The organism is Urechidicola vernalis (assembly GCF_031846385.1).
Taxonomy (GTDB): Bacteria; Bacteroidota; Bacteroidia; order Flavobacteriales; family Flavobacteriaceae; genus Urechidicola; species Urechidicola vernalis.
The window spans coordinates 673,624-691,771 of record NZ_JAVRHV010000001.1; the positions used below are offsets into that span (position 1 = coordinate 673,624).

The following is an 18,148-nucleotide window of genomic DNA, read 5'->3' on the forward strand; positions in this document are numbered from 1 at the left end:
TCTTCTACAACTACTTCTTCTTTTTTTGTTTGTTCTGACACTTCTTTTTGTTTTGATTCTTTCGCTTCTGCGAAAATTGATTGTGCGCCTAAATCTTCTACCAAAATGGTATAGAAAATAGCGCGGTATTTATTTCTATTTGATTTTCCAATTTTCTCGATAGCAGATGCAATAGCAGTATCTAGTGCTTCGCTATCTTCCAATCCTAACTTTTTAATTAAAAAGTTTTTCTTGATTGTTTCTAATTCTTTCTTGTTTGATGAGGATACTTTCTCGGAATCCGCTTTGTAGATTGAAGGTCCTAATCCCTTCGTTACGGCTGCTAATAATTCAGCATTTAATCCTAATCCTAACTTTTCAACCTCACTTGAGTAAAGGTCTATTTTTTCTTGTAATTTTGACATAATGTCTCCATCGCTTTGTATCTTACTAAAAATCAGATCTTTTAAACGAAATTTCCACTAAGAGAAATTAATAATAATTCGATATTCAACCCTTTCAAAATCTGTACTCGTAAAAAGGAGTGCAAATGTATGAATTCTAAATCGAATTTACAAACTATAATTTGGAGATTTTTTCAGTAGTAAAAAAATAACCTTTAGACAGTTAAATGATAGTGGGCATGGCCTATAATTAACTAATCCACTTTTTAAAATCTTTCACCTTTTCCCTACTTACAATAATTTCGTTTTCAGAATAATTGTTTAAGATTACTTTTAATCTACTATTGGTGTACGAAACAATATCTTTTATAGCATCTAAATTCACGTAAAATTTTCGACTTACTCTAAAGAATTTAGTAGGGTCTAATTCTGTTTCTAATTCTTCTAAAGAATAATCTATTAAATAATCCCGTTTTGAAGATGTAAACAAGTAAGAACCTTTGTTTTCGCTATAAAAACATTCAATTTCATCTATTGGAACAATTTTAATATGTTGCCCTACTTTTATAGTAAAGCGCTTTTTAAACGTTTTATCAAGTGGATTTACCAAGAGTTTCTTTATTTGTTCTAAATCTACCTGCAAGTTGTGTTTTTCTGGTCGGTTTAGTTTAAACTTATCAATAGCATTGCTCAATTCTTCATCGTCTATTGGCTTTAGTAAATAATCTATACTATTTAACTTAAATGCCTTTAAAGCATACTCATCATAAGCAGTTGTAAAAATAATGGCGCTATTCACTTCTACTTGATCAAATATTTCAAATGACAATCCATCTGACAATTGAATGTCTAGCATTATAAGATCTGGATGCTCATTATCTTTAAAATAAGCAACCGATTCTTCTACCGAATGCAACATGGCTTGGGTTTCAATATTGATTTCTGCTAGCATTCTAGACAAGCGTCTTGCAGACGGCTTTTCATCTTCAACAATAATTACTTTCATAGTTTTATTAAAATAAATTTATTATTACCATTAGTCTAAGGAGTCTTCATCCATATATTTCTTAATCTTACGCTCTTCCCAGTTTTTTGAAAAAACAAGATTCTTCCCAAAAACACCTATCCAATGCGACACCAATCCAATTCCCCAAAAGAACCAAACTGAAAATATTCCAAAATCTGGATAGAAATGTATTTCACCATCAAAAAACATCCTACGAATGGTTCCTCCAAATGTGATGAATATATTCACAACTAAATACCAGAATAAATGCCAGTAAAACCCTTTTATATCTTTAACACGTTTCTGAGCCCGTGCATATTTTTCCTCTTCGAAATAATCTTTTTCCATCATTTAAAATTTAAAATTCATCATTTTCCATTAATTCCTTAATCTTTTTATCTTCCCAATCTCTTGGCACCCCAAAAGTTATAAAAGCATGAATTAACACTCCTATTCCCCAGCCTATTGCAGAAAACCAAAACCATTGATACTCCCAATAAGTCATATAATTAATAAATATTAAAAAGGGAATTATGATACAATATGCAGTAACGTTCGAGTAGAATGCTTTAATTTCTTTCACTCTTTTTTCTGCTTTGATATATCTTCTTTGTAATTCTTTATCGTCCATTACTCTAATTTTATAAGTTTTCTTTATTCATTATTTCTCTAATCTTACGCTGCTCCCAACTTGCTCCATAACCAAAGATTTGAAATGCTTGTATTACAATTCCTAAGCCCCAACCTCCCATTGGAAACCAAAACCAATGGAATCCTGGTGAAGTACTTAAGTTTATATAGATTAAAAATGGGATTACAATACAATAGGCTACGATACTTCCGTAGAATCCCTTTAAATCTTCTACTCTTTTCTTTGCTCTTAAATATTTGCTATTATCGTTTATATAATCAGTTTTCATTTTTTTAATTTTTTGTGTTAACAACGGTAATTTAACTTTGAACTCTTTATTGTTGTTCGTGATTTCAACTTTAGCCTTTGAAACCAGACTATACCGCTGATTTATATTTCTTAAGCCAACCTTAGTTCCTTTTTCTATAGATGCTTTTGGGTTTACATTATTCTTAATTATTAAAGAACCATCTTTCTCAAAGATCTCAATACTCAAAGGCTTTGTAGATTTAATTGTATTATGTTTTACCGCGTTTTCTAATAAAAGTTGTAATGATAATGGCACAATTTTTAAATCTGGATCACTTACCGTATCAGGAATTTTAAATGTAATACCATCTTCAAATCGCATTTTAAGTAAGTCCATGTAAGACTTTGCAAATTTCAATTCCTCTTCAACAGGAATTAAATCCTTGTCTTTTTGCTCTAATACATATCTATATACCTTAGACAACTTTGTTGTAAATTTCTCTGCCTGTCTTGGGTTTTCGTCAATTAGCGACGTTAATACGTTTAGACTATTGAATAAAAAGTGTGGGTCTAATTGATTTTTTAAAGACTCAAACTTGGCCGTTTCAGTTTTTGCTACCAACTGAGATTCTTTTACTTTCTTTTGCTGATATTTATTATAGAAATAAAATACATGAAACGAAACTACAATAGTTAAGGTTATCCATAAACCAAAAGAATAGGCTTTCCAAGATTCATTTGCCAAGAAATTTTCTACTGTTTGTCCGTTAAGAAAGACATCTGTTAATAATCTTAATACGAAAAGTCCCAATAATGTTAGTATAACCGAACCAAATATGCCGATAATAATTCTTATTGGTGTTTCTCCTTCTTTCCATTTTCTACCATTTAGATAATCGAAAAAATACATGTTAGAATATCCCAATACAAAAGCATACAATTGATAGAATGTGAATTCAATTATAAAATCTTGAGTTGATTCGTATTGAAATCTATCGCCCCATAGAACATTGCCTAATACAAAAACTGCACATCCAATTACAAATACCAATATTAGATTTTTCGTTGTTTTTCTCATCTTTATAAAACTTGAATCAATTCAATCTCAAATGTAAGGTTTGTGTTGTTAACTTCAAATTTAGCCTCATCAAAACTTGGAGGACCAAAATTAAACACATTATTACTTACGCCATATTGCTCTTTCGGAATTACACTTTCTAACAAATCCATTTGTTGATTATCATTTACATCATGAAAACAAAGCACTGCATAATTTCCATTTGGCAAACCCGAAAATGAAGTTGTTGTTTTTCCATTTGTTATTTTTGAATATGAAGATTTCAGAGCATTTCTTTTGTTAAAACTCTCTTCAGAATCAAAGATCATATAATAGATAGTCCCTTTATCGGTACTAATATCATTAATAGCAACTTCTACATTGTTAAATGATTTTGTTGAATTGCTGTCTTGTGAAAACCCAAATAAGGCGCTCATAGACATTACTATTGTTAATACTACTCTAATCATAATTAGTTTTTTTATAGTTCTTAATGTTTAAAATTTCTGTTTTCCGACCAGCGGATTCTTTTACTGTTTTTAAAATTGCTAAAGAATGCATGTTCTTTGCTTTCTGTTGGTGTGTACATAATTGTTTTCATCTTTATAAGTTTTTAAATGTTTGCATTAATTACACAACAAAAGTGCAGCAGAAATAAAGTTTACCAAACAATAGTAAACCGAACTGTTATTTTTTTAGGATGAATTGTATATAAACAATAAAAGACCGCCATTTGGCAGCCTTTCTATCATTGCATTAAAGATTTAATTCCTTAGTTTCTAAACTTATTCTGAGTTATAATACTCTTTAATCTCGCCTTTAAATCCGTACCCGTATCATATATCATTTGTTCGTTTGTAGGAAATGGTGCCGCTTTTAAAGTAATCCATTCTATATAACTACCATTAACTGCTCTTCTATCACCATTATACGTTGCATAGTAATGTTCAAATACAAATTCGCTTTCAATAGGAAATGTTTGTAGTACTTGATTGGCATTAAAATCTACAAACTGAACTTGGCCTGCAACCAAAGAAGTTTTTAGTTGCCCTATTTCTAATAATTCACATTTAACAGTAATCATTTTATCTACTTTAATTTGATTGCCCAAGCTGTCTTTTACTCTATTTCCGTTATCATCAACCACATAGGTAAACCCGTCTTTTATTAATTTTTCTTGATGCACCTCTTTTTCCTTAATACGCTCAGGAGAAACTTCGATGGTCCTTAAGTTTAATTCCAAACCAAAATCATAATTAATATCTGCACTTTTAGAGCTGTGATAAACAGTCCATAAATCATTTAAACCATACGTATCGAAATTTAGAAGATCTTCTTCTAATCTTAGCGGAATTACCTTTTCGCTATCATTATTTACAGAAACAAAAACATAGTCAATTCCTTTGGCATGAACCTCATTCATTAGAGTTCTTACATCCTTATAATTAGGATTAATCTCTTCTAAATATTCTAAATTATAATAAATTGATCGTAAACTATTTTTATCATTTGTATTTATTCCTCCCACCGCTTGATTGTATAAGTACGAAGACAAGTTCTCTTTTGAAGTAATCAGATCCGCGCTATAATTGTTAAAGGTGAACTTTGCATTCTTACCCGTTTCTATAATTGGAAGTGGTAGCAAAGGACGAATTCTTTCTTGCCTATTATTTAAGGCTACATATAACTTGTAAATTTGCTCCAAATTTTCAGGGTTAGATTCGCTCTGTAAAAATGAAATCTGACCTAAATCACGTTCTGTAACTTTTGCAAAGGCTTCTTCTAACATATATACATATTGCTGATTTCCTTTCTTCGTTTTATTATTTCTTAATTTTTGAAGTGCAAGATTTATCGCTTTGTCGTAGTTTCCTGTGTTTATCGCTTTCTGAGTAGATTTAGCACTACTACAAGCAACAATTAACAATAAGGTAAATGAATAAAGTAGGGTTTTTCTCATAATATTAGTTTTAATGGCTACTACATTTAGCGTGCCAAAACATATTTTTAGGGCGAATTTAGGGTATTTTTTTTACCAATCACCAATTCACCTTATTTTTGAAACAAATAAAACTCATGACTTTCAATCAAGCCAATAAATCAGATTTAAACAGCATAATACGATTATTAAAAAACGCCTCTATAGAATTGGAAGAAAAAGGTATTGACCAGTGGAAATACTGGCAAAATCCACCTAAAGAAAAAATTGATTGGCTGAAACATGGCTTATTGAATAATGAATTCTTCTTTGTCACGGCGAACGAAAGCGTTATTGGTATGTTTCGATTGTTATATGAAGATGAATTGTACTGGGGCAAACAAAACGATAAAGCAGGGTATATTCACTCCTTGGTTATTGACTCAAAATTTAATGGGCGTGGTTACGGAAATAAAATAGTAACTCAAGTAGAACAAGAATTAATTGCAAAAGACATCTTACTTCTGCGACTAGACTGTTTAGCTAGTAATAAAGGACTATGCTCTTATTATGAAAAGCAAGGGTTCAAAAAAATTGGTGAAGTACAAATGCCTCTTTCACTTAACAATTTGTACGAAAAGAAATTAAATTAACTGTATTCCGGAATTTTTCCTTTTACACCATTATACAATGATCTAATTTCTTTTATATCGGTTTCTTTATTGGAGGTCGTGTAAAAAGGTTCGGCTATGATAATTAATTTATGTTCGAAATCTAACACCGTTCTAACAATTGGTACATTTGCTCCCTTAGCAATATGATAAAATCCAGACTTCCAAACTTCTACTTTTTTTCTCGTGCCTTCTGGCGATAAAGACAACACAAATTTCTCTCTAGAATTATACAACTCTACAATAGCATCAACTTTATTTGTGCTTTGAGACCTATTTACAGGAACACCCCCCGTCATTCTAAAAACGAACCCAAAAGGCCCTTTAAACAAAGATGCTTTTCCAATATAATTCGCTTTTAAACCAGTAGAACTCCGAATCAACAAACCCATTATAAAATCAATCCAATGTGTATGTGGCGCCACAATAATTATATATTTTTTAATATCTGAAGGAAAACCACCTTCAATTTTCCAGCCCATTAAAGCGTGTAAAATAAATCGGCTAATTCCTTTCATAAATTCGTTTGATTCTTATGTAGACAAATATAAAAATCTTAATTTTATAATCTAATATTCTAACTATGAATCCCTATATACTTTCAATTCTCATTGCGCTAGTTTTTTTTGCTGTTGGGTTTGTTGTAGGCAAAACTATAACTACTTTAAAACTAAAAAACACAAGTGCTGGTCTTAATGCTTCGTTAGAATCCCAAAAAATTGCAATGGAGGAAAAAGAACGCTTAATAAAACGCATGCAAGAGGATCTAGAATTGATTAGAAATGAAAAGGAGCAATTGACTATCGATTTTACACGTAAAGATTCAGAATTAAAAAACACGAATCAAAAATTAGTTGAGAATAAACAAGAGGTAGAAAAATTACAAGAAAAATTTACTAAAGAGTTTAAAGTCTTGGCAAATGAAATTTTAGAATCTAATTCTTCAAAAATCACGAAACAAAACAAAGAGAATTTAGAAACGATTCTAAATCCTTTGCAGGAAAAAATAAAAACATTCGAAAAGAAAGTTGAAGATACGCATAAAGACTCTATAGATCGTCATGCAGCCCTAAGACAACAAATAGTTGGACTTAAAGAGTTAAACGAACAAATGAGTAAAGAGGCCATAAACCTTACCAAAGCGCTAAAAGGAGACAGTAAAGTACAGGGAGATTGGGGGGAAACACAACTTGAAGTATTACTTGAAAAAGCAAACCTTTCGAAAGAAATTCATTACACAACTCAAGGCGGATATAGAGATGAAGAAGGAACATTAAAAAAACCTGATTTTGTCATCAACCTTCCAGACAACAGGCATTTAATTGTTGATGCGAAGGTTTCTTTAGTTGATTATGAACGGTATTTCAGCGAAGATGACGATCCCTTAAAACAACAACATTTAAAAAAGCATATAGAAAGTTTAAGAAAACACTTTAAAGGTTTAGGAGAAAAAAAATACTCAGATCTTTATGAAATCAATTCTCCTGATTATGTTCTGATGTTTGTTCCAATTGAGCCAGCCTTAATGTTGGCTTTGCATGAAAGCAAAAATTTATATTTAGAGGCATTAGATAAAAATGTAGTATTGGTTTCAACGTCTACCTTATTGGCAACTTTAAGTACCGTTTCGTCTATGTGGCGTCAGGAAAACCAAAAGAAAAACGTTCTTGAAATTGCCGAACAAGCTGGCAGATTATACGATCAGTTTGTGAATTTAACCGACGATTTTATTAAAGTTGGCAACCAATTAAAAACAGTTCAGGGCAGTTATGACAGTTCTATGAAAAAATTAACGGGCAAAGGAAACTTGATTAGAAAAGTAGAGCGTATTAAAGAATTGGGAGCGAAAGCCAACAAGAATATAAATAAAAATTTATTAGACAGGGCAAGTGAAAGCGAATCTTAAAAAAGTATTTCTTAACTTAGAAGTCCAATTTAGAAAGTATGATACTCTTTAGTTAGTTTTCATAACTAAAAAGAAAACACATAGAATAAACTTTTTTATTAAAATTTAGAACTTATGAAACAACCTACTTCATTTCATCGCTGGACCACAATAATAGCCATAGCTCTATTTTCATTGCTCGTAAATTCTCCAAAACTTGCTGCAAACAATTTTACTAATATTCAAAAAAGTCAACAGTCATTCACTGAATTTAAAGGAACTGTTATTGATATTAACACCAAAGAAAAACTTGTTTTTGCTGATATTAGTATCAATGAGTCAAATATTAGAACCGTAACCAATACAGAAGGAGCATTTTTATTGAAAGTTCCAAATAATTTACTTGGCGGCGTAATTACAGTATCCTTTTTAGGTTATAAAGATTTACTAATGCCAATAGAAAGTTTAAACAAAGGGAAAAACATTATATCTCTAGAAGTGTCTGTAAATCAATTAAGTGCAGTAAATGTGTCTGAACCAAAAGATGCCTTAGAACTTATTAAAACTGCTTTAAATAATAAAAATGAAAACTACGATTCTAATCAACTATTGATGACAGCCTTTTATAGAGAAACCATTAAAAAGGGAAGAAAAAATGCTTCACTATCTGAAGCGGTAGTAGATATTTATAAAATACCGTATGAAACAAATAGAGATGATCGAATTCAATTAATAAAATCTCGTAAAAACACTGATTACGCAAAACTTGATACTATTGCACTAAAATTACGTGGAGGACCTTATACCACCTTACATACTGATATGGTAAAATATCCTGAATATGTATTCAATAAAGACACATATAAATTTTATGATTTTTCTATAGAATCGACCACTCAAATAAATAATAGAGATGTGTATGTTGTGAAATTTAAACAAAAGAAAGGGTTAACGGATCCATATTATTACGGGAAATTATATATAGATATGGAAACCACGACATTTGTTAGTGCTGTTTTTAGTCTTAATTTGACCAACAAAAAAATGGTGAGTGAGATGTTTGTATATAAAAAACCTAGAAAAGTAGATGTTACTCCTACACAAGCTAATTACCGAGTAGATTTTAAAACGAAAAATGGAAAATGGTATTATGGCTACAGTAATATTCAATTGGGCTTTAAGGTGAACTGGAGGAATAAAATATTTAACAGTAACTATACCTTAGGAATTGAAATGGCAGTTACAGATTGGAAAACTGATAACTCTGGAAAACTAGAATCAGGAAAAATGTTAAGACCTACTACAGTATTAGTTGATGAAGCTTCAGGATTTTCAGACCCTGAGTTTTGGGGAGAATACAATATTATAGAACCAGAAAAATCCATTGAATCTGCTATTAGTAAAATTGCTAAGCAGTTAAAAAGAGGACAATAATTTGTGTAAATTAATTTATCCTTACATAAAATAAGCATAAATAGCTCTTCTTCTACCTCCATTACCATTAAAATAAAAATCGTATATTTGAATATATTACGTTTTAATTATCAACCTATTAACTACAGATTGGTTGAATAAAATTGATTGTTTTAATCAAAAACCCCCCTTATTTTTTTGCATATAACTGTACAATTTGTTGTATGGAATTTTATACATATTAACCAAACTTAAATTAATTACAATGGAATCAAATTTAAAAACAACCGTATTAAGCATTCTAGGTCTTTTTCTAATAACTTTTATTGGATACGCCCAAGAAACATACACTATTACCCTAATTCAAAACAATGATGGGTCTTTTCATTTTGAATCAAGTGATAACGCGACTGTCTTAAACTCTTCTAGTCTTAAAGAATATACCATTCTCGTTTATGAAGAAGATGAGGTTATTTGGGAAGGTTTGACTATGAATGATGAGGAATTTGACATTGATGAAATTAACTATGTAAGAGGAAATAAAATTTTTCAAAATGACAAAATAAGAGGTCAAAGAGGTAATGGAGATAAAAAAGAAGTTAAAGCAAAGGTAAAGAAAAACAAAAAAAATGTGGATTATACCTATGAGATCGTTTTCACTATTAATGGTAATCAACAAAGTATAGATCCAAAATTAAAAGTTGGTGAACGCTAATTCTAATTGAATTAAAACTTTATTCTAAACATATTCATTTTTAAAATCGATATTCCGAAATGAGGTTATTTTTAGTAATTGTCATTTTTTCCAGTCTTTGTTTTAAATCCTATAGCCAAATTTCGAAAGAAGTAGACAGTTTGACGCAGATTTACGAGTCTAACTTATACAATGAAAAAACACAGTTAATTCTTTTAGAGAAACTATCTCATAATCATCCAAATCTTGATTTGGCGATTAAGTATAGTGATGAACTAATATTAATGGCGGAAGCTGTTGATTCTACTCAATACTTATTTAAAGGGTTTTTGAATAAAGGAAATGCCCTTAGAATTAAGGGGGATTTAACACATGCCTTGGAAAACTATTTCACTGCTGCCCGCATTATAAAAGAGAGTGATAATGGAAATAGATTAGGAATTATAAACAGTACAATTGCCGATGTATATTCTCTTATGGGCAACCATAAAAATTCAATGTCTTATTACAACCAGGCAATTGCCATATTAAAAATAGAAAAGGACTCACTTAATTTTGCCTCCGCTTTGTTAAACGCAGGTGATGAACTTTTAAGTCAGGATAAATTGAATTCTGCTTCCAAATATTTTAAAGAAGCAGGGATCATTTTTCAACTTTTGAATGAACCATTAGGCTATGCTTACTATCTTGGAAACATGGGACTCGTTTATGCAAGGCAGGAAAAAGACACACTTGCTCTTAAAGCAATAAAAAACTCTATAAAAATATTAGAAGAACAAGAGGACTTCTATGGCATTTCGGCTTACCTGGCCTATATGTCAGAAATCTATGCTCTCAAAGAAGATTATAATTCTGCCACAAAATATGCAGAAATAAGTCTCAAAATTGCGAAAAACTATGGCTTAAAACAACAAATCAGTGATGCTTATTTACAACTTTCAGAAACCCATGAAAAAATGGGTAATACTGAATCGTATATTAAATACTACAAACAACATATTGTTTATAAAGACAGTTTAAATAACATATCCAAAGTTCAAGAAATAGCAAATATCACTACAGATTACGAGGTGTCTAAAAAACAGGTTCAAGTTGATTTACTAAATGAGCAAAAACGAAATCAAAAAAATATTGCAATTACGGTTTCAATCGTTTTATTTCTTGTTCTGTTATTGGCCATTGGATTATTTAATAGAAATAAATATATCAAAAAAACAAGTCAAATTATTGCTGATGAAAAAAAGAAATCAGACAACCTTCTAAACAATATCTTACCCGGAGAGACAGCAAACGAATTAAAAAATACCGGGAAAGTTAGAGCAAAACGTTATGAATCTACAACTGTTATGTTTACAGATTTTAAAGGTTTTACAAGTCATTCTGAGGAACTTTCTCCTGAACAATTAGTCGAGAGTGTGGATTATTACTTTTCCAATTTTGATAAAATTATTGAACGACACGGAGTGGAGAAAATAAAAACAATTGGAGACTCCTATATGTGCGCTGCAGGATTACCGTTTCCAGATGAAAACCATGCTGTTAAAGTAATTAATGCCGCAAAAGAGATTATTGAATTTGTTGAAGATTCGAAAAATAATCGTTCAAAAATATTTACACATTACGAGATTCGAGTCGGCATAAATTCTGGTCCTGTTGTAGCGGGAGTTGTTGGATCAAAAAAGTTTGCATACGACATATGGGGAGATACTGTTAATACCGCATCACGAATGGAATCTAGTTCTGAACCAGGTAGAATCAACATTAGCAACTCAACATATAATCTTGTGAAAGATCATTTTAAGTTTGAAAGAAGAGGGGAAATGAGTGTAAAAAATAAAGGAATATTACAGATGTATTTTTTAATAGATTCATAAAAAAACCGCCTATTTGGCGGTTTTTTTATGATAATAGATTACTAAAATTACTCTACATATTTGCTAGCAACACCTTGTAGTTCAATCCCCCAAGCCTGCCCAATAGACATTCCTTTTTGAGATAAAACCATTGTTTTATTAGCCATTTTCTTTCCTGTCGGAGTCGCATAAAAAGCCAATAAATCTTTCACTTCTTCATGTGTAAACTCTTCCATATAAACTACGGCTAATTTGTCAATCACACCGCCTAAAGTTAAGTTCGCTTCTTCGGTAAATGCCTCTTTTTTATCCGAACTTACCATTGCACCCATTTGATTGATTACATCAGCAAATGCAGACACACTTGTAATCTTCATTAATTCCTTAGTATCAGCAGTAAACGCATCATCTTGTGCAAATCCAGTATATAATAAACTTACACTTAAAAATACGGTTAGGATTCCTTTTTTCATTTTATTCAATTTTTAAATTAATTACATTTTAAATAATGGTCTATGCCCCATTAACTCTTCTACTTTTTGAGCAACTTGTTCTAGAACCTCTTCATTGTCGTGATTCATAATTACTTCATCTACCAAGGCAACCACTGCTTCCATTTCATCCTCTACCATTCCTCTTGAAGTAATCGCCGCAGATCCAATTCTAATTCCGCTTGTTACAAATGGTGATTTATCATCAAAAGGAACCATATTCTTATTTACGGTAATATCTGCTTTCACCAATGCTTGTTCTGCATCTTTTCCAGAAATACCTTTATTGCGCAAATCGATCAACATCATATGGTTATCAGTTCCACCAGAAATTAAGTGATACCCTCTATCAACCAACGCTTTTGCTAGTGCTGCTGCGTTCTTCTTTAATTGTACTTGATAGTGTAGAAACTCATCGGTTAAAGCCTCTCCAAAAGCAATCGCTTTCGCAGCAATAACGTGTTCTAGCGGTCCTCCTTGCATTCCTGGGAATACTGCAGAATTCATAATTGTGGACATCATTTTTGGTTTTCCACTCTTTAAGGTCAGCCCCCAAGGATTTGGAAAATCTTTTCCTAGCATAATCATACCTCCTCTTGGTCCTCTTAAAGTTTTATGAGTAGTTGTCGTAACAATATGGCAATGCGGCATCGGGTCATTTAAAATACCTTTTGCAATTAACCCTGCTGGATGTGAAATATCTGCCATTAAAAGTGCACCTACACTATCTGCAATTTCTCTAAACTTTGCGAAATCTATATCTCTAGAATATGACGAGGCCCCAGCAATAATCAATTGAGGCTTCTCAGCAGAAGCAGTTTCTTGAATTTTATCATAATTCAAAACTCCTGTTTCCTTCTCTACTCCATAAAAAGAAGTTTTGTATAACTTACCAGAAAAATTTACCGGAGAACCATGTGTTAAATGACCACCATGAGACAAATCAAATCCTAAAATTTTATCTCCTGGCTTTAAAATTGCATGATATACCGCTGCATTCGCCTGACTTCCAGAATGTGGCTGTACATTAACATATTCTGCTCCAAACAATTCCTTTGCTCTGTCAATAGCAATTTGCTCTACAACATCTACTACTTCACATCCTCCATAATATCTTTTACCCGGATATCCTTCTGCATATTTATTTGTTAAAACAGAGCCCATAGCCTCCATTACTTGTTCGCTCACGAAGTTTTCTGAAGCGATTAGTTCTATTCCGTTTAATTGTCTGCTTTTTTCATCTTGAATCAAGTCAAAAATCAATTGATCTCTTTCCATGTTGTTTTGCTATTAAAGTGATTAAAAAATTCGTAGCTAAAGTAATCAATTCATTAATCAAAAAACAAGAATCGAACCCGTTTATGATAAATAAAAAAAAACAGGTAAATATTGATTAAATTCCTATTTTAGCATCAAAAATTGCTCACTAATTATATTATCTTAAATATTGCCCAAAATGGAAATTACCGCTAATAATCCTCAAATGAAATCATGGCTGAAAGTCGATTCAAATTCTGATTTTCCAATTCAAAATATTCCTTTTGGCGTTTTCATTACGAAAGATGACATCATTACAATTGGAACAAGAATTGGAAATTACGCAATAGATTTATGTGCTTTGCAACAGTTAGGTTACTTCGATGACTTGCATTTATCAGAGGATTTATTTATGCAAGACACTTTGAATGACTTTATCTCTTTGGGAAGAAATGTCACAAGACAGGTAAGAAACAGAATTGGAGAGATTTTTGATATTCAGAATACTACTTTGCAAAATAATGTTTCGCAAAAAGAGACTGTTATTTTTAATATTGATGATGTAGAAATGCAATTGCCTGTTGCTATTGGAGACTATACCGATTTTTATTCTAGTAAAGAACATGCAACTAATGTTGGAACCATGTTTAGAGATCCTGAAAACGCATTATTACCAAATTGGTTACACATACCAGTTGGCTATCATGGGCGTTCTTCATCTATTATTGTTTCTGGAACAGAAATAAAAAGACCTCAAGGTCAAACGTTGCCAGCTGACGCTAAAAGTCCCGTTTTTGGACCATCAAGATTGGTCGATTTTGAATTAGAAATGGCATTTATTACTACAGATGCCAATGATTTAGGAGAACCAGTAACTATAGAAAATGCAGAAGAGCATATTTTTGGAATGGTGTTATTCAATGACTGGAGTGCACGTGATATTCAGAAATGGGAGTACGTTCCTTTAGGACCTTTCCTTGCTAAGAACTTTGCTTCTACAATATCACCATGGATAGTTACTATGGATGCATTAGAGCCTTATAGAACTACAAACACAGAACAAAGCCCTGAACCTCTACCCTATTTACAACAAGAAGAAAACAATAATTTTGATATAAAATTACAAGTTGCGATTCAGCCTGAAAATACTGAGGAAACAGTTGTTACAAATAGTAATTTTAAGCATATGTATTGGACCATGATTCAACAATTAACACATCATACGGTTAACGGTTGCAATGTCCGTGCTGGTGATATGCTTGGTAGTGGAACAATTTCTGGACCAACTTCTGACTCATACGGGTCTATGTTAGAATTGGCATGGAAAGGAACCAAACCAATTCAAATGAATGATGGTTCTGAACGTAAATTTATCAACGACAATGATACTGTAATATTACGTGGTCATTGCGACAACGGTTCAGTAAGAATCGGATTTGGCGAATGTAAAGGGAAAATTCTTCCAGCTTAAATATATTTTTCTAATTCAATTTCTGAAATAGCACTATGCGACGCATAGGTTTGTACCTTATTAGCTTTCAATACAATTAATTGAGGAGATTCATGCCTTATGTTAAACCTATCGGTTATCTCGTTAGAGATATTTCTATATGTAATTAAATCTAGATAATACATTTCAATAGTATCATCTAAATCGAAACTACTTTCAAGTTGCTTTTTAGCCATACTACTTACAATACAACGTGTAGAATGTTTAAAAATGGCGATTGCACTATTTGAAGAAGTTAATTCATCTAGTTGTTCAATTGAAGTTAAAGGAATCCAATTCAACCTATTTTCACTTTTCTGCTCTGGTTCTCCAAAAATCTTTTTTAATATGCTCATAATTCAGAATCTGTCGGCAAAAGTACGCGAATCTTTCAAAACAGACAAAATGGCTTGAAACCCTCGTAAAATATAGACAAATTGACACCTGTTCTGCCAGAAATTTAATTGGAATACAATTTGAAATAAAGAATTCGAACATTTAAAAAGAAATAAAATGAATTTTAATAATTTCACAATAAAATCGCAGGAGGCCATTCAAAAGGCACAACAAATTGCTCAAGGTAGCGAGCATCCTCAAATTGAAAATGCACATATATTAAAAGGTGTTTTCGATGTTGATGAAAACGTTGTTCCTTTTATTTTAAACAAATTCGGCGTTAATTTAGATACCTTTGAAAAAGCGCTTAATAGCATTTTAAGTAGTTTCTCAAAAGTAAACAACGCTCAACTCATGCTTTCTAGAACGGCAAACTCCATGTTAATTGACACGGAGAATATTGCCAAAAGGATGGGTGATGAATTTGTATCCATTGAACATATTTTAATAGCACTCTTAAAATCTAAAGATGTGGTCTCTCAATTAATGAAAGACAACGGCATCAATGAGAAAGATTTAAAAAGAGCCATCACTGAATTAAGGAAAGGTAGTAATGTAACTTCTCAAAGTGCAGAAGAGACTTATAATAGTCTTAATAAGTATGCTAAAAATTTAAATCAGCTAGCAAAAGACGGTAAACTAGATCCGGTAATTGGTCGTGATGAAGAAATTCGACGCATTCTACAAATACTATCGCGAAGAACTAAGAACAACCCTATTTTAGTTGGGGAGCCAGGTACTGGTAAAACCGCCATTGCTGAAGGTCTTGCACATAGAATAATAAGAGGTGATGTACCTGAAAACTTAAAAAGTAAAGTTGTTTACTCTTTGGATATGGGTGCCTTAATTGCAGGGGCTAAATTTAAAGGAGAATTTGAAGAACGCTTAAAGTCCGTTGTAAAAGAAGTTATTTCTGCCGGTGGAGATATCGTATTGTTTATTGACGAAATCCATACGCTTGTTGGTGCCGGAGGTGGACAAGGAGCCATGGATGCAGCCAATATTTTAAAACCTGCATTGGCACGTGGAGAATTGAGAGCAATCGGTGCTACTACGTTAGATGAGTATCAAAAATTCTTTGAAAACGATAAAGCACTCGAAAGAAGATTCCAAAAAGTTTTGGTTGATGAACCAGATACCGAAAGTGCAATTTCAATTTTAAGAGGTATTAAAGATAAATATGAAACGCATCATAAGGTTCGAATTAAAGATGATGCAATTATTGCCGCTGTAGAATTATCACAGCGTTATATAACGAATCGATTTTTACCAGATAAAGCCATTGATTTGATGGATGAAGCTGCCTCAAAATTACGTATGGAAATCAATTCAAAACCGGAGGAACTAGATGTGCTAGATCGAAAAATAATGCAACTAGAAATTGAAATTGAAGCCATTAAAAGAGAAAAAGATGCTGTTAAATTAAAATCTCTTAAAGAGAATTTAGCAAACTTTAAAGAGGATCGAAATGCTATCAATGCAAAATGGGTAAGTGAAAAAGAAATAGTTGATAAGATTCAATCTGCGAAGGAAGCGATAGAACAATTTAAACTTGAAGCAGATAAGGCAGAAAGAGAAGGTAACTATGGCTTGGTTGCAGAAATAAGATATGGTAAGATTAAATCTGAAGAAGAGAACTTGGTGAAATTCCAACAAGAAATGGCTAAAATTCAAGATACAGCGCTTATCAAAGAAGAAGTGACCAGTGAAGACATTGCGGAAGTTATTGCAAAATGGACAGGTATTCCGGTTCAAAAAATGCTGCGAGGTGAGCGCGAAAAACTACTAAAACTTGAGGAGGAATTGCATAAAAAGGTAATCGGTCAAGAAGAAGGGATTGAAGCTGTTGCGGATGCCGTACGAAGATCTAGAGCAGGTTTGCAAGATGACAAAAAGCCAATTGGGACATTTCTGTTTTTAGGAACAACTGGTGTAGGTAAAACTGAGTTAGCAAAAGCATTGGCTACTTACTTGTTTGATGACGAAAATGCACTTACTAGAATAGACATGAGTGAATACCAGGAAAGGCATGCAGTGAGTAGACTAGTTGGAGCACCTCCGGGCTACGTTGGTTATGACGAAGGTGGGCAGTTGACAGAAGCCGTTAGAAGAAAGCCCTATTCTATTGTTTTATTAGATGAAATCGAAAAGGCGCATCCTGATACATTTAATATCTTATTGCAAGTGTTAGATGAAGGAAGATTAACAGATAATAAAGGTCGTGTTGCGGATTTCAAAAACGCCATAATAATTATGACTTCTAATATGGGTGCGCATATTATTCAAGAGCGCTTTGAAGATATAGACATGTCTAATCGCGACGACATCACAAATAGAACAAAGGATGAAGTTGTAGAGTTATTAAAACAAACGGTTCGTCCGGAATTCTTAAACAGAATAGACGAAATAATCATGTTTACACCTTTAAATAAAAAGGAAATTGGTCAAATTGTTAAATTACAATTGAACCACTTAAAAAAGATGCTCGATGAAAAAGGAATCGCTTTTGACGCAACTGACGAAGCAATAGAAGCTTTAAGTGAAAAGGGGTACGACCCTCAATTTGGAGCAAGGCCTGTTAAAAGAGTCATTCAGCGCGAGATATTAAATCAATTGTCAAAAGAAATTTTGGCGGGAAAAATTAATGCTGAAAGCTCTATTTTATTAGATGCTTTCGATGGTAAATTTGTGTTTAGAAACAAATAATCATAATTATTTGTACATTAGAACTTTAAAATTCTGACCAAAACATATT

General features: G+C 32.1%; 17 protein-coding genes and 1 pseudogene. 7 read left to right on the forward strand and 11 right to left on the reverse strand.

Going from position 1 to position 18,148, the window contains the following annotated elements; translation table 11 throughout:
- Positions 1-92: 92 nt before the first annotated feature.
- The 7 genes and pseudogenes from RM519_RS02950 to RM519_RS02980 all read right to left on the reverse strand — a co-directional run.
- A pseudogene (locus RM519_RS02950) lies at positions 93-404 on the reverse strand (DUF2853 family protein); the annotation flags it as partial.
- A gap of 229 nt (positions 405-633) precedes the next feature.
- A complete protein-coding gene (locus RM519_RS02955) occupies positions 634-1,389 on the reverse strand; it encodes a LytR/AlgR family response regulator transcription factor (RefSeq protein WP_311592033.1) in 756 nt (251 codons plus the stop codon).
- A 30-nt stretch (positions 1,390-1,419) separates the two neighbouring features.
- A complete protein-coding gene (locus RM519_RS02960) occupies positions 1,420-1,737 on the reverse strand; it encodes a 2TM domain-containing protein (RefSeq protein WP_311592035.1) in 318 nt (105 codons plus the stop codon).
- Positions 1,738-1,747: 10 nt separating this feature from the next.
- Complete coding sequence (locus RM519_RS02965) at positions 1,748-2,020, reverse strand: 2TM domain-containing protein (RefSeq protein WP_311592036.1); 273 nt, start codon at positions 2,018-2,020, stop codon at positions 1,748-1,750.
- A 10-nt stretch (positions 2,021-2,030) separates the two neighbouring features.
- The gene (locus tag RM519_RS02970) at positions 2,031-3,347 is read right to left on the reverse strand and encodes a histidine kinase (protein ID WP_311592037.1); all 1,317 of its coding nucleotides are present in this window, start codon (positions 3,345-3,347) and stop codon (positions 2,031-2,033) included.
- 2 nt (positions 3,348-3,349) lie between these two features.
- Complete coding sequence (locus RM519_RS02975) at positions 3,350-3,796, reverse strand: DUF2141 domain-containing protein (protein ID WP_311592038.1); 447 nt, start codon at positions 3,794-3,796, stop codon at positions 3,350-3,352.
- 302 nt (positions 3,797-4,098) lie between these two features.
- Complete coding sequence (locus tag RM519_RS02980; protein WP_311592039.1) at positions 4,099-5,286, reverse strand: hypothetical protein; 1,188 nt, start codon at positions 5,284-5,286, stop codon at positions 4,099-4,101.
- A 98-nt stretch (positions 5,287-5,384) separates the two neighbouring features.
- Between RM519_RS02980 and RM519_RS02985 the strand changes: the two genes are divergently transcribed.
- Complete coding sequence (locus RM519_RS02985) at positions 5,385-5,897, forward strand: GNAT family N-acetyltransferase (protein ID WP_311592040.1); 513 nt, start codon at positions 5,385-5,387, stop codon at positions 5,895-5,897.
- Here the strand turns inward: RM519_RS02985 and RM519_RS02990 are convergent.
- Positions 5,894-6,433, reverse strand: coding sequence for a 1-acyl-sn-glycerol-3-phosphate acyltransferase (locus RM519_RS02990; protein ID WP_311592042.1), 540 nt, complete (start codon positions 6,431-6,433; stop codon positions 5,894-5,896). The two genes, RM519_RS02985 and RM519_RS02990, sit on opposite strands and share 4 nt — an antisense overlap.
- A gap of 65 nt (positions 6,434-6,498) precedes the next feature.
- Here RM519_RS02990 and RM519_RS02995 point away from each other — a divergent pair, with 65 nt between their 5' ends.
- The 4 genes from RM519_RS02995 to RM519_RS03010 all read left to right on the forward strand — a co-directional run bounded on the left by RM519_RS02995 (position 6,499) and on the right by RM519_RS03010 (position 11,781).
- A complete protein-coding gene (locus RM519_RS02995; RefSeq protein WP_311592043.1) occupies positions 6,499-7,821 on the forward strand; it encodes a DNA recombination protein RmuC in 1,323 nt (440 codons plus the stop codon).
- Between the two features lie 114 nt (positions 7,822-7,935).
- Positions 7,936-9,234 (forward strand): carboxypeptidase-like regulatory domain-containing protein, encoded by a 1,299-nt coding sequence (locus tag RM519_RS03000; protein ID WP_311592044.1) that lies wholly within the window; start codon positions 7,936-7,938, stop codon positions 9,232-9,234.
- A gap of 244 nt (positions 9,235-9,478) precedes the next feature.
- Positions 9,479-9,928 carry a hypothetical protein gene (locus tag RM519_RS03005; protein WP_311592046.1) on the forward strand — a complete coding sequence of 150 codons (450 nt, stop codon included), beginning with the start codon at positions 9,479-9,481 and terminating at the stop codon, positions 9,926-9,928.
- 59 nt (positions 9,929-9,987) lie between these two features.
- On the forward strand, positions 9,988-11,781 hold the full coding sequence (locus RM519_RS03010; RefSeq protein WP_311592047.1) for an adenylate/guanylate cyclase domain-containing protein: 1,794 nt from the start codon (positions 9,988-9,990) through the stop codon (positions 11,779-11,781).
- Positions 11,782-11,828: 47 nt separating this feature from the next.
- Here RM519_RS03010 and RM519_RS03015 read toward each other — a convergent pair whose 3' ends face one another.
- Positions 11,829-12,233, reverse strand: a complete 405-nt coding sequence (locus tag RM519_RS03015) for a DUF2059 domain-containing protein (RefSeq protein WP_311592048.1) — start codon at positions 12,231-12,233, stop codon at positions 11,829-11,831.
- Positions 12,234-12,254: 21 nt separating this feature from the next.
- Positions 12,255-13,529 carry a serine hydroxymethyltransferase gene (gene glyA, locus RM519_RS03020; protein ID WP_311592049.1) on the reverse strand — a complete coding sequence of 425 codons (1,275 nt, stop codon included), beginning with the start codon at positions 13,527-13,529 and terminating at the stop codon, positions 12,255-12,257.
- A gap of 178 nt (positions 13,530-13,707) precedes the next feature.
- Between glyA and fahA the strand changes: the two genes are divergently transcribed.
- Positions 13,708-14,979, forward strand: coding sequence for a fumarylacetoacetase (fahA, locus tag RM519_RS03025; RefSeq protein ID WP_311592051.1), 1,272 nt, complete (start codon positions 13,708-13,710; stop codon positions 14,977-14,979).
- Here fahA and ytxJ read toward each other — a convergent pair.
- The gene (gene ytxJ, locus RM519_RS03030; protein ID WP_311592053.1) at positions 14,976-15,353 is read right to left on the reverse strand and encodes a bacillithiol system redox-active protein YtxJ; all 378 of its coding nucleotides are present in this window, start codon (positions 15,351-15,353) and stop codon (positions 14,976-14,978) included. The genes fahA and ytxJ overlap by 4 nt on opposite strands.
- A 157-nt stretch (positions 15,354-15,510) precedes the next feature.
- Here ytxJ and clpB point away from each other — a divergent pair, with 157 nt between their 5' ends.
- Complete coding sequence (clpB, locus tag RM519_RS03035; RefSeq protein WP_311592054.1) at positions 15,511-18,099, forward strand: ATP-dependent chaperone ClpB; 2,589 nt, start codon at positions 15,511-15,513, stop codon at positions 18,097-18,099.
- The last annotated feature ends 49 nt before the right edge of the window (positions 18,100-18,148 follow it).

Coding starts and splice junctions, on each gene's coding strand:
- RM519_RS02955 (WP_311592033.1), bottom strand. CDS start 1,389: ATGAAAGTAATTATTGTTGAAGATGAAAAGCCGTCTGCAAGACGCTTG.
- RM519_RS02960 (WP_311592035.1), bottom strand. CDS start 1,737: ATGGAAAAAGATTATTTCGAAGAGGAAAAATATGCACGGGCTCAGAAA.
- RM519_RS02965 (WP_311592036.1), bottom strand. CDS start 2,020: ATGGACGATAAAGAATTACAAAGAAGATATATCAAAGCAGAAAAAAGA.
- RM519_RS02970 (WP_311592037.1), bottom strand. CDS start 3,347: ATGAGAAAAACAACGAAAAATCTAATATTGGTATTTGTAATTGGATGT.
- RM519_RS02975 (WP_311592038.1), bottom strand. CDS start 3,796: ATGATTAGAGTAGTATTAACAATAGTAATGTCTATGAGCGCCTTATTT.
- RM519_RS02980 (WP_311592039.1), bottom strand. CDS start 5,286: ATGAGAAAAACCCTACTTTATTCATTTACCTTATTGTTAATTGTTGCT.
- RM519_RS02990 (WP_311592042.1), bottom strand. CDS start 6,433: ATGAAAGGAATTAGCCGATTTATTTTACACGCTTTAATGGGCTGGAAA.
- RM519_RS02995 (WP_311592043.1), top strand. CDS start 6,499: ATGAATCCCTATATACTTTCAATTCTCATTGCGCTAGTTTTTTTTGCT.
- RM519_RS03000 (WP_311592044.1), top strand. CDS start 7,936: ATGAAACAACCTACTTCATTTCATCGCTGGACCACAATAATAGCCATA.
- RM519_RS03005 (WP_311592046.1), top strand. CDS start 9,479: ATGGAATCAAATTTAAAAACAACCGTATTAAGCATTCTAGGTCTTTTT.
- RM519_RS03010 (WP_311592047.1), top strand. CDS start 9,988: ATGAGGTTATTTTTAGTAATTGTCATTTTTTCCAGTCTTTGTTTTAAA.
- RM519_RS03015 (WP_311592048.1), bottom strand. CDS start 12,233: ATGAAAAAAGGAATCCTAACCGTATTTTTAAGTGTAAGTTTATTATAT.
- glyA (WP_311592049.1), bottom strand. CDS start 13,529: ATGGAAAGAGATCAATTGATTTTTGACTTGATTCAAGATGAAAAAAGC.
- fahA (WP_311592051.1), top strand. CDS start 13,708: ATGGAAATTACCGCTAATAATCCTCAAATGAAATCATGGCTGAAAGTC.
- ytxJ (WP_311592053.1), bottom strand. CDS start 15,353: ATGAGCATATTAAAAAAGATTTTTGGAGAACCAGAGCAGAAAAGTGAA.
- clpB (WP_311592054.1), top strand. CDS start 15,511: ATGAATTTTAATAATTTCACAATAAAATCGCAGGAGGCCATTCAAAAG.